The sequence below is a fragment of the Rhodoferax sp. OV413 genome, from assembly GCF_900104385.1.
Taxonomy (GTDB): Bacteria; Pseudomonadota; Gammaproteobacteria; order Burkholderiales; family Burkholderiaceae_C; genus Rhodoferax_B.
In genome coordinates this window covers 283308-297016 of record NZ_FNJA01000002.1, presented here as the reverse complement: position 1 = coordinate 297016, position 13709 = coordinate 283308, and the positions used below count along the sequence as shown (strand labels likewise).

The following is a 13709-nucleotide window of genomic DNA, read 5'->3' as shown; positions in this document are numbered from 1 at the left end:
AATGGATACCCGCTTCTCAAAAACAACCCGCTGCTTCTACCCGCTGTCCGAAAACTATGGGGATGGCTTGCCCGAAGATGTACAGGTAGTGCCAGAGGAGGACTACCTGGCCGCCCTGGCGCGCAAGCCCGATGAAACGCTAGACCTGGTCAATGGCAGGGTGGTGATTTTGGCGGCTATCGCGCCGACCGAGGCCGAGCTGGTACAGCAGCGCATAGGGGCGTTCAAAGCGGCCATCTCTGCATATTTGGATGCGGCGGCCAAGGCCAAGGGCTATGACAACATCGTCAATGCAGCGTTGCGGGCAGCCTATCCAGGTCCGTACCACGCCGAGGGCGTAGCGTTCGCTACCTGGATGGATTTGACCTGGCAGAAGTCGTATGAGCTGTTGGCCCAATGGGAGGCGGGCAGCTTGTCCGAGCCCACCACGGCCGAGCTGCTGGCCATGCTGCCGGAGGCTCCGCAGTGAGGTACCTCAAGCCCATAGCCATTGCGCTACTAATCCACCTGTTCGCCTTGCTCGCTCCGTTCCTGGTGCCTATCGGCCTATTGTTCGCGCGCTGGGACAGCAAGCCCACTCTGGATCAAAATGGTTTGCACTTGGCCGTGCGCGGCGACTTGCCAGCCTGCTTTGCATGGCTCAACACGCCAGATGAGCGCCTACCTGGTGGCCTGTACGAGCCGAACGTCGAAACTATCTACCAGCGCTACGGCCGGTTTCTCTGCTCCTGGTACTGGCTTGGCCTGCGCAACCGTGGGCACGGCTTCGCCGCGCAGTTCGGTTTGCCCACCTCCGCATACTGGCCAGGTGAGCCCGGCTACTACCAACGCGGTGGCCTGTGGTGGCTGCGCTATCCGCTGGCAGGCGGGCGGCTGCAGTTCAAAGCCGGCTACCGCATCTACAAGTTGCTGGATAGCTCATTCCTGGCCGTGCCAGTGTTCACCATCACCAAGGCATAGGCCCGCCCGTGACCGAACAGACCAACGACCCGGTTTTCATCACGCGCCTGCTATCCGCGCTGTTCTTCGACCGCCGGGGCACGATCAACCCGGCCGGTGGCGTGCAGATCTTCTGCATGGGCGAGGTGGCGGTGCTGTTCAGCCTGCTCGGGCCCGGCTTCTATGAGAACGTGGCAGAGAAGGGCCTGGAGGCCTTCCAGCAACAGGGTTTGAAGTACGTTTATGCATCGGTTTCCGATGCGCATTTGCGCCTGATGCGCGGCAAGCTGTCGAAGGTCGACGTCGCCTTCCAGTTCAAGAACCGCACAGGTGGCCACTTGTTGAATTGGGTGTTGATTACAGCCAGGGCGGACGGCCCTAAAACGTAAAAAACAGGGCGAGTGGTTTGGGTGCGTCAACACCCGCTCCACCCGCCTCCGCCGTGAATGCACACGGCATCAGCCGAAGACCCTGCCACCTGTACAGGCCGGGCGATCATATGCGATGCCGATATGGAAGAAATGCGATGTGGCCACTGCAGCAAAAAGCTGGCAGTAGGCGAGTTTTTGAGGTTAGAAATCAAATGCCCGCGCTGCGGGACTTTGAACGTGTGGAGAGCCCAGAGCCCCCCACCAGCACGCCTTGGAGCGTCAAATGTTGAAAGCAACAATGGCGAAAAAAGGTGAGCTAAAGCTCTTTGACAATTCGAACGACCTACAGGCCCAGCCGATGGTGCGATGGATAGGTGGAAAGCGGCGCCTGGCGCCGCACATCCTGCCGCTGTTCCCGGAGCACAGCTGCTATGTGGAACCCTTCTGTGGTGCTGCGGCGCTGTTCTTTCTGAAGCCCCCGGCCAAGGTGGAGGTGCTGAACGACGTGAATGGCGACCTGGTGCGCCTCTACCGGGTGGTCCAGCACCACCTGGACGAGTTCATTCGACACTTTCGGTGGGCGCTGGCCAGCCGGGAGCTGTACACCTGGCTCAAGGCCACCCCACCCGCCACGCTCACCGATATCCAGCGCGCCGCCCGGTTCTACTACCTGCAGCGCCTGGCCTTCGGCGGCAAGGTCGACGGCCAGAACTTCGGCACCGCCACTACGACCAGGCCGCCCCTCAACCTGCTGCGCATGGAAGAGGAGCTCAGCGCCGTCCACCTACGGCTGCACCAGGTCACCATCGAGCACCTGGACTGGCACGCCTGCCTGCAGCGCTACGACCGCCCCCACACCCTGGCCTACCTGGACCCACCGTATTACGGTACTGAAGGCTACGGCGTGGAGTTCGGCCTCGAGGAGTACACCCGCATGGCCGAGCTGCTGCGCACCATGAAAGGCAAGGCCATCGTCAGCGTGAACGACATCCCCGAGATGCGCCAGGCCTTCGCCGGCCTGACCATGAAGCGCCTGGCCATCACCTACACGGTGGGCGCGGCGCGGAAGGCGACGGGGGAGCTGGTGATCAGGAACTTCTGATACCGTTGGAAGCTTGCCTAGACTGGAGTGACGAACAACTGCAAGGGAGAACTTCATGACAACCCCTGTGTACATTGATAGTTGCGCTTGGAACTACCTGTTTGATACTCACGTAGTAATGCGTGACGTGTTCCCACCGGATGAATATATGCTCTACATCACTCGTGAGGTTGAGATTGAGCTATCGGAAACCCCAAATGATGGCAAAGACGGTTCCGATAAACGACCACTGAAGCAATTCATCCATGAGAGCATTGCTCAAAGCGGTGTTCGCACCACCGGCAACTTTGGGTTCAGGACATATGAAAGTGATGGCACGCCTTCAAAACACCAGGTCAATCTCGGCTTCGGCCAAGGTGGTTTTCAACCAAGTAAGGACCGCCAGTGGTACGCCGATAAAGACGTACGAGCTCACCTAGACGGCAAGCCCAAGCGCAAATCAGGCCTTCACCACAACCAAGCGGATGCATCGCTTGGGGTGCGCTCCTTCGACGCCATCGTTTTAACGAACGAGAAGAGGGGTAAAGCCGGACCTCTGACCTTGGCGGCCAAACAATCCGGCTACATACTCTACCTCGGAGACTTGGGAGCGAGCGGCCTGAACTTGAAAGAATTCCTGCGCCGAGCGCGTCATCAGTGGTTTGGCTCAAATGTCTGACCAACGGCAGTCGGCCAATACCTGACATTCACTTGAACCTTTTCTGAGGACTGTAGATGCAACCAACTTGGTGGGAGTTAGTTCTATTCCTCTGCCCCCTGCCAATAATTGCGGCGGTCGTCGCTTACTTCATTTGGCGCTCACGGCGAGTTGGTGTTGTGTCCAACTCCACTGAACCGTTTGGTAGTGCGCTTGCCCAGGCGATTGCATCGCACTTAAAGCAAGGTCTGCAGATTCGATTCAGTCACAAGGAGTATTGCGGCCTTGGTTTGAGATATGCCGAAAACTTTTTCATCTATGGTGAAGTGAGAGACGGCGAACTTGTGACACCAAGCGATTTTTCATACGAGAACGAGAAATGGCCTGGCCGTTCTGCTGGTGAGCGCATCAAAATGGAGAGTGAAAGCGATTTTGTCGACTGGCTCGCGAAGCAATCCAACGATTCGCTGTCTGGTGACGGAAATCAACGTCTGACGCTAGAGAGACTGACGAAGGCACTTCGTTACTGCATTGAACATCCCACTCTCGATTGGCCAAAGTATGTGGGCTAAGCGAAGGTCTGCATTTCGCCAGCATGAACTTCCGCTTCGGGCCCATAGCGGACTCTTGCTGCCGTCACATTCACTTTCCTATCCCCTGCCGGTGCCCCTTAAAACTGACTTTCAAGCGGAATTTTGACGCTTGTGAACTAGTTGTGGATAACTTGGTGCCAACAAGTTATGTGTTTTGCTCCACGATTGTGGGCCTCATGCTCCAATATCGCGGGCGTTTACACGGATCAGGGCCCGCGATTGTCTGAGGCCGTAGGCCGAGTTCGAGCGGGACCCCGACCAGACCGAGCAACGCAGCGTGCCCGGAGCGCAGCGCAGGGACGACGACTTCGGCTCGCCCTTTCTTTGGTGACTTTCTTTCGGCGACGCGAAAGAAAGTCACTGCGCTGCCGGGCGCATATCCCGGCCGACCATGCCAGTGTCACCAACCAACCCCAAGATTCAAGCCCCATCGGCCTGCCCAAAAGCAAGCCCTCCGCTTACCCACGCCGGCCTTTGTCCCGTGTAAACAGCAACACCAACAGTGGCAGCAGCGCCAACGTAAACAGGGTGCATAAACAGGCCACCCACAGCGGATAGTCGTCCGGGTTGCCCAAAACGAAATACTTGATCGCCGGGTAACCCAGAGCCAGCACCATCAGCAAGGTGACGCCCGGCAGAAAAAAGCGGAACAGGAAGGCCATGCCGAAGGCATGCACCCCCTCCATCGGGTGCCCGAGTCCGTACCACACCATGGCCCACAAACAGTAGCCGAGGATGAACAGCATGACGCCGGCCGCGAGCCACAGGCCCACGCTGCGGGCGCTGAGTTCGGTGGCAATCCGGTCCCCCGGGGTGTACACCACGGTCAGCTGCGATCCTTCAACCGGGACGTCGCCCGACGCCACCGAGTTGGGTAACTCCAGCAGCTCACCTGCCGGCCCGGTAAACCGCACTTGGGCGGTGTGCATCAAGCGCTGGCCCCTCACGGTGCGGCCGTTGGAATCCTTTTCCTCGTAGTCGCGGTATTCCGAGGTGTGGCCCACCACGGTAGCGCTGTAACTGGGCTTGGTGGCCAGGGAGTACAGCGCTTGCCCGGTCCAGTAGCTGAAGGGTACGAACAAGGCAATCACGGCAAAGATGATGAGCACCAGCAGCTTGCTGGTGCCCTCCCCCGGTCGCATGCGCTGCGACACGCGCCGCGCGACCCACACGGCGGCGGCGAGGAACGCCGCGCTGCTGGCGAGAAAGATCTGGCCGGCGGATGTCAATACCATGGTCAAGATTTTGAAGGTGGATGCATAAGAGGCTAAAGGTCAATGGCTGCACAGCCTGCAGCGCATATGTTATCTGCACCACCCGCTATTTAATGAATAGCAGGCAGCACCCTTCGCTCCACCACTGTCGGCGCCTAGGCCTCGGCCATATCCCGGCTATACGAGCGGCTGGAATCGACCAGCATGCGGGTATAGGGATGCTGCGCGGCGTTGTTGCACAGCGCCTCGGTCGTCAACGTTTCGACGATGCTGCCGTGCTGCATTACCGCCACCTGGTCGCACAGATGCGCGACCACACCCAGGTCGTGGGTGACCATCAGGTAGGTCAGGCCGTCACGCTCGCGCAGGTCGGCCAGCAGGTTCAAAATTTCAGCCTGCACCGACACGTCGAGGGCCGAGGTCGGCTCGTCCAGCAGCAGCACGCGCGGCTCCAGGATCAAAGCCCGGGCAATCGCTACGCGCTGGCGCTGGCCACCCGACAGCTGATGCGGGTAGCGAAAACGGTAGCTGCTGTTCAACCCGACCTTGGCCAGGATGCTCTCCACGCGTTCACGCTCGCGGTCCATGCCGTGGATGCGCAGCGGCTCGGCCAGCACGGTGTGGATGGTGTGGCGCGGGTGCAGTGAACCATAGGGGTCCTGGAACACCATTTGCACCTCGCGGCAGCGCGCGCGGTCCAGCTTGCGCCCCAGCGCGTGGCCGGCAATCCGCAGCTGGCCGTCCCAGTGCATGTACTGGCCGGCCAGGCAGCGCAGCACCGTGGTCTTGCCCGAACCGGACTCGCCCACCAGCCCGAAGGACTGGCCGGCCTGCACCTGCAGGTTCACGTTGTTGAGCACCTTGACGGCGCCAAAGGCCAGGTGCAGTGCGTTGACATCGATCATGGTGTGTCCTTTGGCGTTATCAGGCAGTCAGCCAGGTGGGGTCGCGCTGCAACACCGGCAGGCGCACGCGCCGCTGGTCCAGGCTGGGCAGGGCGCTGAGCAGGCCGCGGGTATACGGATGCTGGGCGTTATCCAGGTCGGCGGCAGCGATGCTTTCGACCACCCGGCCCGCGTACATGACCAGCACCCGGTCGCAGAAATGGCGCACCAGGTTCAGGTCGTGGCTGATGAAGACCAGGCCCAGGCCACGCTGGCTGACCAGGTCGTCCAGCACGGCCAGCACCTGTAGGCGCACCGATACATCGAGTGCGGAGGTGGGCTCGTCGGCGATCAAAATTTCGGGTTCAGTGATCAGCATCATGGCGATCATGATGCGCTGGCCCATGCCGCCCGACACCTCGTGCGGGTACAGGTTGAACACGCGCTGCGGCTCGCGGATGCGCACCGACTCCAGCATGGCCAGCGCGCGCTCATAGGCTTCGGCGCGCGGCACCTTGTTGTGCGCCAGATAGGCTTCGGCGATCTGCTGGCCGACCCGCACCACCGGGTTCAGCGAATACTTCGGGTCCTGCATGATCATCGACATGCGCTTGCCGCGGATGGCCTGCATGGTCTTGGGGCTGGCGTCCAGCAGGTCGATGCCGTCGAAGGCGAGCTTGCAGGCTTCGATCTTGGCGCTGCGCGGATGCAGCTTGAGCAGGGCCCGGCCGACCGTCGATTTGCCCGAACCGGACTCGCCGACGATGGCCAGCTTTTCGCGCGACATATTGAAGGACACACCGCGCACCGCATGCATAGGGCCGTCGGGCGTAGCGAAGCGGATGTGCAGGTCTTCAACCTGCAGCTGGTGCGTAAGTGAAGATGAAGAGGAAGCGTTGTGCATGGTGGTTTACTCGTTGCGGGGGTCGAGCACATCGCGCAAGCCGTCGCCCAACAGGTTGAAGGCCAGGCTGACCAGCATGATGGCGGCGCCGGGCGTGGCGACCAGCCACCAGCACTCCATCATGTAGCGCCGGCCGCTGGAAATCATCGCGCCCCATTCGGGCATGGGTGGCTGTGCGCCCAGGCCCAGGAAGCCCAGGCCGGCGGCGGTCAGGATCACGCTGGCCATGTTCATGGTCAAACGCACCACCACCGACGACAACAGCATGGGCGCGATGTAGCGCAGCAGGATGCGGGCCGAGGATGCGCCCTGCAGCTGGGCGGCGACCACGTAGTCGGCATTGCGCAGCGACAGGGTTTCAGCCCGCGCCAGCCGCGCAATCGGCGGCCAGGCGGTCAGCGCAATCGCGATCACCGCGTGGTCCAGTCCCGGGCCTAGGGCGGCCACGAAGGCCAGTGCCAACACCAGGCTGGGGAAGGAGATAAAGATGTCGGTGACGCGCATGAACAGGTTGTCCACCCAGCCACCAAAGTAGCCCGAGATGCTGCCAACCGCCAGCCCGACCGGGCCGACGATGACCGTCACCAGGGCGATGATGTAGAGCGAGATGCGCGAGCCCTGCACCAGGCGGCTGAACACATCGCGGCCGTATTCGTCGGTGCCGAACCAGTGGGCACTGGACGGCGCCTGGAGCGCCTGCGCCAGGTCTTGCTCCAGCGGGTTGTGGGTGGCGATCAGCGGGGCGAACAAGGCCACCAGCATCAGGGCTACGACGACCAGCAGGCCGGCAACCGTCATCGGGTTGTGCAGCAGCCGCTGGGCGCCGCGGCGCAGGCTTTGGCGCAGCGCCTGGGCGGTGGATTGGGGCGTGGATGGGAATGTAGGGGTCATGGTCAGGGCAGCCATCAGCGGGTCCTCGGGTCAAACACGTGGTACAGGGCATCGGACAGCAGGTTCAGCGTGACGAAGATCACCCCCACCACCAGCACGCAGCCCATCACGGCATTCATGTCGCCCAGCAGCAGGCTGCTGGTCAGGTACTGGCCAAAGCCGGGCCAGGCGAATACGGTTTCGATCAGCACCGCGCCTTCGAGCAGGCCGCCGTAGGCCAGGGCCACGATAGTCAGCAACTGCACCAGGATGTTGCGGAACGCATGGCCCCAGACCACGCCGCGCTCCGACAAGCCCTTGACGCGGGCCGTGGTGATGTACTCCTGCGACAGCTGGGCCAGCATGAAGCTGCGCGTCATGCGGCTGATATAGGCCATGGAGTGCAGGCCCAAAATGCAGGCTGGCAGGACCAGGAACTTGAGCGCGCTGCGGAACACCTCCCACTCGCCAGCCAGCGCCGCGTCCAGCAGCAGCAGGCCGGTGCGCGGCGCTACCAGGCCGTCAAAGGCCAGGTCGACCCGGCCAGCACCGCCGGCCCAACCCAGCCAGGCATAGAACACCAGCAGGCCCATCATGCCGAACCAGAACACCGGGGTCGAGTAACCAAACAGGCTGATCACGCGCACCACATGGTCGGCCAGGCGGCCGCGCCGGGTGGCCGCATACACACCCAGCGGCACGCCCAGGCCGGTGCCCAGCAGGATGGCCATGGTGGCCAGCTCCACGGTAGCCGGCAACACGCGCGCCAGGTCGTCGGTGACCTTGTGGCCGGTGAGCAAGGCGTTGCCCAGGTCGCCCTGCAGCAGGTCGCGCAGATAGTAGCCAAACTGCACTGGCAGCGGCCGGTCCAGGCCCAGCTGCTGGTACACCTGGTCGTAGGTGGAGCGGTCGGCATCCGGGCCAACGATGGACAGCACCGGGTCCAGCGGCATGACGCGGCCGATCACAAAGGTCAGCAGCAGCAGGCCCAGCAGGGTCAGCAGCACGCTGAGCAAGCGGTGGCCGAGAGCGCGTACGTTAGAGGTAGTCAAGAGCAAATCTCCATGGAATCGAACCTGGGATGTAGAGCTGGCGCCTTAGCGCTGCTTGTACACCTCGCGCAGGCGGGTCGTGGCCGAGGGGTGGCCCAGGTAGTTGCGCACGTCCTTGCGCAGCACCACCGTGTCCACCATCTGCGAGATCGGCTGGATCGCGCCAACCTGGCTGTCGTACAGCTTCTGGGCTTCCTGGTAGTCGGCGGTCTGCTTGGCTTCGTCGCGCTCGACCTCGGCTTTTTCGATCAGCTGGTTCAGCTCGGGGCTGAAGAACGAGGTGCGCCAGCCCTGGAAGTTGGTCAGCTTGGCGGCGTCGCTGTTGTCCGGGTTGTAGACCAGGGCGCGCAGGCTGGAATGCGGGTGCGGCTCGACCCCGCCGCCACCACGGCCAACGATGATGTCGAAGCTGCGGTCGCGCATGGCGCCATACACCTGGTTGCCGGTGCCGGACAGCACGCTGGCCTCGATGCCAGCCTTGGCCAGCGTGGCCTGCAGGTTGGTGGCGATGTTGATGAAAGGCGGGTCGGCCAGCACGCGGATGCTGGTCTTGAAGCCATTCGGGAAACCGGCGTCGGCCAGCAGCTTCTTGGCGGCAGCCACATCCAGCTTGTAGCCGGGGCTGGGCAGGCTGGCGGGCAGGCCCATCTGCACCGGGCGCTGCTGCGGTATGCCGTAGTTGGGCATCACGGTGGTGTTGATGCCGTCGTAGTCGATCAGGTTGCGGATGGCCAGACGCACGCGCTTGTCGGCGAACTTGGGGTCCTTCATGCTGACCGCCACGTAGTACAGCGTGCCGCGGCGCACCGGCTGCACCACGGCGTCCGCGTTCTTCTTCATGGACTCGACATCGGGCACCGACATGCCCGAGGCCACGTCCAGGTCGCCGCGCTCCAGCATCAGGCGCAGCGACTGGGATTCGGTCATGTGCCGCATGATGACCCGCTTGAGCTTGGCCGGGCCGCGCCAGTAGCCGTCATACCGGTTCATCAGCAGCGCGTCCTTGGCACGCCAGTCGGCCAGCGCAAACGGGCCGGAGCCGGCGGCGTGGGTGGTCAGCCAGGCGGCGCCCTGGTCGCCGTTCTTTTCGTTTTCCATGACCTTCTTGCGGTCCAGGATCACCGCGCTGACCGAGGTGGCCAGGGTGTACAGCACCATCTTCGGGTCGGTGGCTTCGGGCAGGTCGATCACCAAGGTGTTGGCGTCGGTGGCGCGGATGGCTTTGTCGACGTTCTGCGCGCTGAAGCCATAGCTCTTCCAGGGCGAGGCCATGGCCAGGTTCAGCTTGAGCACGCGCTGCAGCGACCAGGCCGCGTCGTCCGCCGTCAGCGCATTGCCCGACTGGAATTTCACGCCCTTGCGCAGCACAAAGCTGATGCTGCGGCCGTCGGCAGACACCTTCCAGCTCTCGGCCAGGCCGGGCAGCATCTTGCTGGTGGCTTGCGGGTCGAGCTCGATCAGGTAGTCGTACAGATTGGCGGCAATTTCCACCACGTCGTTACCGGTGGCAGCGGCCGGGTCCAGCGACAGCAGGTTGTTCATGCTGAAGCCGACGATCAGCTGGTCGTCCGGGGTCTTGGCCTGCGCCACCGCGCCGAGGGCGCCGAGTGCCAGGGCTACAGCGCATTGGCGCAAGCGCTTTGTGTGGTTCATGGGTGTCTCCTCAAGGTGGATAGGGTGCCGCGCGGCAGTCTTTGGCCGCTTGGTAGTGGCTTAGTAGGTGTTGCGCGTGTGGGCTTCGATGTAGCCGAAGTTGATGTCTTCGCCCAGGCCCGGCAGCTGCGACAAATGCACATAGCCGTCGGCATCCATCGGGTCGGCCAGGGTGTTCAGGTAGGCCGGCACTTCGTCGTAGTCCAGGAAGGGGTGCAGCAGGCCGCGCTCGTACCAGCGGCAGTTCTTAATGGCTGCACAGACCGCCAGATTGGCAGCGCCGTTGCCGTGCACCTCGCACTGCATGCCAAAGGACTCGGCCAGGTGCGCCACCTTCAGGGTCGGCGAAATACCGCCCACACCCGGCACGCCGGCGCGCAGGATGTCGCAAGCGCCGGCCTTGACCCAGTCGGCACGGCTGTGGTGCTTGCCGGACAGGCTTTCAGGGCCGACGATGGGGATGTCCAGCTGGTCGGCCAGCCAGGCATACGAGGCCATGCTCTGCTCGTTCATCATTTCCTCGAACCAGGTGAAGCTCAGCTTCTCCAGCGCCCGGCCTATGGTCAGCGCATCGATGCGGCTGTAGTTATGGTAGCCGTCCAGCATCAGCGGGATGTTCGGGCCAACCGCTTCGCGCACCGCTGCGCAGGCCTTGATGTCCATAGACACACTGGGCGCGAACGATACCGGCGGCATCCAGGTATGCAGCTTGATGGCCTTGTAGCCGCGCTCCACCAGTTGGACCGCAAACGCCGCGTATTCCTCGGGTGTCGACAGGCCACCGGGCAGCTCGTCGCCGCACATGGTGCTGCCGTACGCCGGCACCTTGTCGCGGTAGCCGCCGATCAGGCGGTACACCGGCTGGCCCAGCGCGCGGCCAGCCAGGTCCCACAGGGCCTGGTCGACAGCGGCCAACGCGCGGTCGGTCAGCTGGCCGGCACTGCCGCGCTGCCAATGTTCGAGTCCATGCCAGAGCTGCTCGCGCTGGAACGGGTTCTGGCCCACCAGCACTTTGCGCACAAAGGCTTCCAACACGTGCGGACGGATCACTTCTGGCGGTGCAAACGCATAGCCGTTGTGCCCCTCGTCGGTGGTGATGGTCAGCAAGGCCATCTTGCCCAGACCCTCGGGGCCGGGGTGGGAATGGCCGGCGGCATCCACCGAACGGCGGGTGGGAAAGGTGAATTCGGTGCCACGTACGCTTGCAATTTTCATAAGACTCTTTCTATGTCATCGGTCGTCAGACTGGAATGAATTTTATGCAACACGTCAGACGGGCTATATGGGTATAAACCCTTGTCAAACTCTTTTTTACAAACACAGCAAACACTGGCATCAGTCGTCTGGTGGGAGGGGCCACCGCGTTATAGTTGCCGACTCTCCCACAGCCTCCACCACACCATGAGCACCACGCTGCCAGAACATCCTACGCGGACCAAAAGCCAGCCGCAGCGGGTGGTGGACGGCGTCTCCGAGCGCATCCACAGTGGCGCCCTGAAGCCCGGCGACCGGGTGCCGTCCGAGCCCGGGCTGATGCAGGAATTCGGCGTCAGCCGCACGGTGGTGCGCGAAGCCATGTCGCGACTGCAGGCCAGCGGCCTGGTCGAAACCCGGCAGGGCGTGGGCACTTTTGTACTGGCCTCCGCCGCGCCCGAACCCTTGCTGGCCATAGGCTCCCGCAATGTGCAGGTACGCCAGAAACTGGCCATGCTGGAGCTGCGCATCAGCCTCGAATCCGAGGCCGCCAGCCTGGCGGCGGTGCGCCGCCGCGAAGAGCATCTGGTGGCCATGCGCGCTGCGCTGGACGCGTTCGACGCCCAGCGCCGCGCCGGCGGCAGCACCACCGAACCCGACTTCCAGTTCCATGTGCAGATCGCCGCTGCCACCGGCAACGAGTACTTCGAGGAAGTGCTGTGCAGCCTGGGCAATGCGACGATTCCCCGGCCGGCCCCGGATACCGCACCCGACACCCCGACCGGCGACAGCAAGCCCGGCGCGCGCTTTGGCGAAGCCCAGCCCATGCTGGAGAGTGGCAAGGCGATCACCCAGCGCGAGCACGAGGCGATTTTTGATGCCATCCACCGCGGCGACGCAGCCGCGGCGCGGGCCGCGATGTTCATGCATCTGAGCAATAGCCGCGAGCGCATGCGCGCCAGCAACGACAGCGGCAACCACAGCCAATAGCCAGCCAACCGGTCAGCCCGGCCCGCGGCAAAAGCGCGGACCCTGCCCCCATCCGGCTTAAAAACCGGCTTTTCCTCGGGTTTTCACCGATGCCATGACGGCGATCTCTTTCTTACCATGCGCCATCTCGTCTGACGACTGACGTATGACAGATAAATCCCTATGACTACCTGAGGAGACCCGTTTCCATGCAATCCAAACTACTCGCCGTGCTGGCTGTCGGTGCCTTTGCCGGTGCCGCTTCGGCCCAATCCAGCGTGACCTTGTCCGGCATCGTTGATGCCTGGGTCGGCCAGACCCACCACAAGGTGGGCGTAACACCACCTGGAACCGGTTTCGTGGTGGATAGCGGCGGCGCCCAAGCCAGCCGCTGGAGCCTGCGCGGCACCGAAGACCTGGGCGGCGGCCTGAAAACCAATTTCGTGCTGGAGCAAGGCATCAGCATCGACAACGGCACGGTGTCCACGGTCTCCAACTCGAACATCGGCTTCAACCGCGCGGCCTACGTGGGCTTATCGGGCGATTTCGGCGAGCTGCGTGCAGGCCGCATGCTGGGTGCGTTCGACGCCTTGCGCGGCTCGACCAACCACCTCTACGATTCGTCAGGTTTTGCATCGACCGGCCAGGTCTGGGGTGCCGGCACCACCGCTGGCAACGGCCTGGCCGCCGTGACCGGCAGCGACTACCTGGCCCGCGGCAACAACACCGTGATGTACATCACCCCGGTGTTTGGCGCGTTCAGCGGCTCGGTCAGCACCAGCGCCAGCGAAGGCGCGTCCACCGCCACGGCCAACCCGCGCATGGTCAGTGCCCACGCCAAATACGCGCAAGGCCCGGCCCGCATCGGCTACTCCTACCAGACAGAAAACTTCGCCAACGGCAAGAACCGCTTCCACCTGGTAGCGGGCAACTACAACTTCGGCCCGATGAACATGGTCGGCGCGTTCCAGCGGCAGACCGACGAGCGCATCGCCGGTCACCAGACCTCGAAAGAGTGGGAACTGGGCCTGGACGCTCCGTTTGGCGCCGCCACCGTGGCCATCGGCTACGCCAGTGCGGTCACCGAAAACAGCGCCGGCACCAAGGTGGTCGATGCGCACGGCCTGAGCCTGATGGCAACCTACGACGTGTCAAAGCGCACCCGCTTCTACACCGCCTTCCGCCAGCTCAAGACCGAGCGCGCCGATGGCAGCGTCTCGCTGGACGCCTCGCGTTTTGGCGTGGGCGTGACGCACAAGTTCTGACACCGGCATAGAGAGCCGTCGCAGGGAGCGGCGGGGCGCAAAACCATGTGCTGAAACCGTTA

16 protein-coding genes are annotated in these 13709 nt (G+C 63.1%); 9 read left to right on the top strand and 7 right to left on the bottom strand.

Going from position 1 to position 13709, the window contains the following annotated elements; translation table 11 throughout:
• Nucleotide 1: 1 nt before the first annotated feature.
• From BLT66_RS08805 to BLT66_RS08775, 7 genes are read left to right on the top strand one after another with little or no spacing between them, the layout of a single operon-like run.
• Nucleotides 2-469, top strand: coding sequence for a hypothetical protein (locus BLT66_RS08805; protein ID WP_092757316.1), 468 nt, complete (start codon nt 2-4; stop codon nt 467-469).
• Nucleotides 470-516: 47 nt separating this feature from the next.
• Nucleotides 517-960: a DUF7338 family protein gene (locus BLT66_RS08800; protein ID WP_092757315.1), complete on the top strand. Its 444-nt coding sequence runs from the start codon at nt 517-519 to the stop codon at nt 958-960.
• An 8-nt stretch (nt 961-968) separates the two neighbouring features.
• A complete protein-coding gene (locus tag BLT66_RS08795) occupies nt 969-1328 on the top strand; it encodes a hypothetical protein (protein WP_092757314.1) in 360 nt (119 codons plus the stop codon).
• 57 nt (nt 1329-1385) lie between these two features.
• Nucleotides 1386-1625, top strand: coding sequence for a Com family DNA-binding transcriptional regulator (locus tag BLT66_RS08790; protein ID WP_369821587.1), 240 nt, complete (start codon nt 1386-1388; stop codon nt 1623-1625).
• A complete protein-coding gene (locus BLT66_RS08785) occupies nt 1609-2412 on the top strand; it encodes a DNA adenine methylase (protein ID WP_092757312.1) in 804 nt (267 codons plus the stop codon). Before BLT66_RS08790 ends, BLT66_RS08785 begins: the two co-directional genes overlap by 17 nt.
• Before the next feature lie 55 nt (nt 2413-2467).
• On the top strand, nt 2468-3070 hold the full coding sequence (locus BLT66_RS08780) for a hypothetical protein (protein ID WP_092757311.1): 603 nt from the start codon (nt 2468-2470) through the stop codon (nt 3068-3070).
• Nucleotides 3071-3126: 56 nt separating this feature from the next.
• Nucleotides 3127-3621 carry a hypothetical protein gene (locus tag BLT66_RS08775; RefSeq protein WP_092757310.1) on the top strand — a complete coding sequence of 165 codons (495 nt, stop codon included), beginning with the start codon at nt 3127-3129 and terminating at the stop codon, nt 3619-3621.
• Between the two features lie 479 nt (nt 3622-4100).
• Here BLT66_RS08775 and BLT66_RS08770 read toward each other — a convergent pair whose 3' ends face one another.
• The 7 genes from BLT66_RS08770 to BLT66_RS08740 all read right to left on the bottom strand — a co-directional run bounded on the left by BLT66_RS08770 (nt 4101) and on the right by BLT66_RS08740 (nt 11434).
• Complete coding sequence (locus BLT66_RS08770; protein WP_092757309.1) at nt 4101-4877, bottom strand: hypothetical protein; 777 nt, start codon at nt 4875-4877, stop codon at nt 4101-4103.
• Nucleotides 4878-5011: 134 nt separating this feature from the next.
• Nucleotides 5012-5761, bottom strand: coding sequence for an ABC transporter ATP-binding protein (locus BLT66_RS08765; RefSeq protein WP_092757308.1), 750 nt, complete (start codon nt 5759-5761; stop codon nt 5012-5014).
• Nucleotides 5762-5780: 19 nt separating this feature from the next.
• Nucleotides 5781-6644 carry an ABC transporter ATP-binding protein gene (locus tag BLT66_RS08760; RefSeq protein ID WP_092757307.1) on the bottom strand — a complete coding sequence of 288 codons (864 nt, stop codon included), beginning with the start codon at nt 6642-6644 and terminating at the stop codon, nt 5781-5783.
• Nucleotides 6645-6650: 6 nt separating this feature from the next.
• Complete coding sequence (locus tag BLT66_RS08755; RefSeq protein ID WP_255406848.1) at nt 6651-7535, bottom strand: ABC transporter permease; 885 nt, start codon at nt 7533-7535, stop codon at nt 6651-6653.
• A 14-nt stretch (nt 7536-7549) separates the two neighbouring features.
• On the bottom strand, nt 7550-8566 hold the full coding sequence (locus BLT66_RS08750; protein ID WP_255406847.1) for an ABC transporter permease: 1017 nt from the start codon (nt 8564-8566) through the stop codon (nt 7550-7552).
• A gap of 45 nt (nt 8567-8611) precedes the next feature.
• Entirely contained in the window at nt 8612-10219 is a 1608-nt protein-coding gene (locus BLT66_RS08745) for an ABC transporter substrate-binding protein (protein WP_092757305.1), read from the bottom strand.
• 60 nt (nt 10220-10279) lie between these two features.
• Entirely contained in the window at nt 10280-11434 is a 1155-nt protein-coding gene (locus BLT66_RS08740; RefSeq protein ID WP_092757304.1) for a mandelate racemase family protein, read from the bottom strand.
• Between the two features lie 186 nt (nt 11435-11620).
• On the opposite strand from BLT66_RS08740, the gene BLT66_RS08735 reads away from it, so the two are divergent.
• The gene (locus BLT66_RS08735) at nt 11621-12403 is read left to right on the top strand and encodes a FadR/GntR family transcriptional regulator (protein WP_092757303.1); all 783 of its coding nucleotides are present in this window, start codon (nt 11621-11623) and stop codon (nt 12401-12403) included.
• Nucleotides 12404-12591: 188 nt separating this feature from the next.
• Nucleotides 12592-13647, top strand: coding sequence for a porin (locus BLT66_RS08730; RefSeq protein ID WP_092757302.1), 1056 nt, complete (start codon nt 12592-12594; stop codon nt 13645-13647).
• The last annotated feature ends 62 nt before the right edge of the window (nt 13648-13709 follow it).

Excerpts from the sequence above, each read along its gene's own strand:
- BLT66_RS08755 (WP_255406848.1), bottom strand. The coding sequence starts at position 7,535 with ATGACCCCTACATTCCCATCCACGCCCCAATCCACCGCCCAGGCGCTG.
- BLT66_RS08790 (WP_369821587.1), top strand. The coding sequence starts at position 1,386 with ATGCACACGGCATCAGCCGAAGACCCTGCCACCTGTACAGGCCGGGCG.
- BLT66_RS08775 (WP_092757310.1), top strand. The coding sequence starts at position 3,127 with ATGCAACCAACTTGGTGGGAGTTAGTTCTATTCCTCTGCCCCCTGCCA.
- BLT66_RS08740 (WP_092757304.1), bottom strand. The coding sequence starts at position 11,434 with ATGAAAATTGCAAGCGTACGTGGCACCGAATTCACCTTTCCCACCCGC.
- BLT66_RS08780 (WP_092757311.1), top strand. The coding sequence starts at position 2,468 with ATGACAACCCCTGTGTACATTGATAGTTGCGCTTGGAACTACCTGTTT.
- BLT66_RS08735 (WP_092757303.1), top strand. The coding sequence starts at position 11,621 with ATGAGCACCACGCTGCCAGAACATCCTACGCGGACCAAAAGCCAGCCG.
- BLT66_RS08770 (WP_092757309.1), bottom strand. The coding sequence starts at position 4,877 with ATGGTATTGACATCCGCCGGCCAGATCTTTCTCGCCAGCAGCGCGGCG.
- BLT66_RS08805 (WP_092757316.1), top strand. The coding sequence starts at position 2 with ATGGATACCCGCTTCTCAAAAACAACCCGCTGCTTCTACCCGCTGTCC.
- BLT66_RS08760 (WP_092757307.1), bottom strand. The coding sequence starts at position 6,644 with ATGCACAACGCTTCCTCTTCATCTTCACTTACGCACCAGCTGCAGGTT.
- BLT66_RS08730 (WP_092757302.1), top strand. The coding sequence starts at position 12,592 with ATGCAATCCAAACTACTCGCCGTGCTGGCTGTCGGTGCCTTTGCCGGT.
- BLT66_RS08785 (WP_092757312.1), top strand. The coding sequence starts at position 1,609 with ATGGCGAAAAAAGGTGAGCTAAAGCTCTTTGACAATTCGAACGACCTA.
- BLT66_RS08745 (WP_092757305.1), bottom strand. The coding sequence starts at position 10,219 with ATGAACCACACAAAGCGCTTGCGCCAATGCGCTGTAGCCCTGGCACTC.
- BLT66_RS08765 (WP_092757308.1), bottom strand. The coding sequence starts at position 5,761 with ATGATCGATGTCAACGCACTGCACCTGGCCTTTGGCGCCGTCAAGGTG.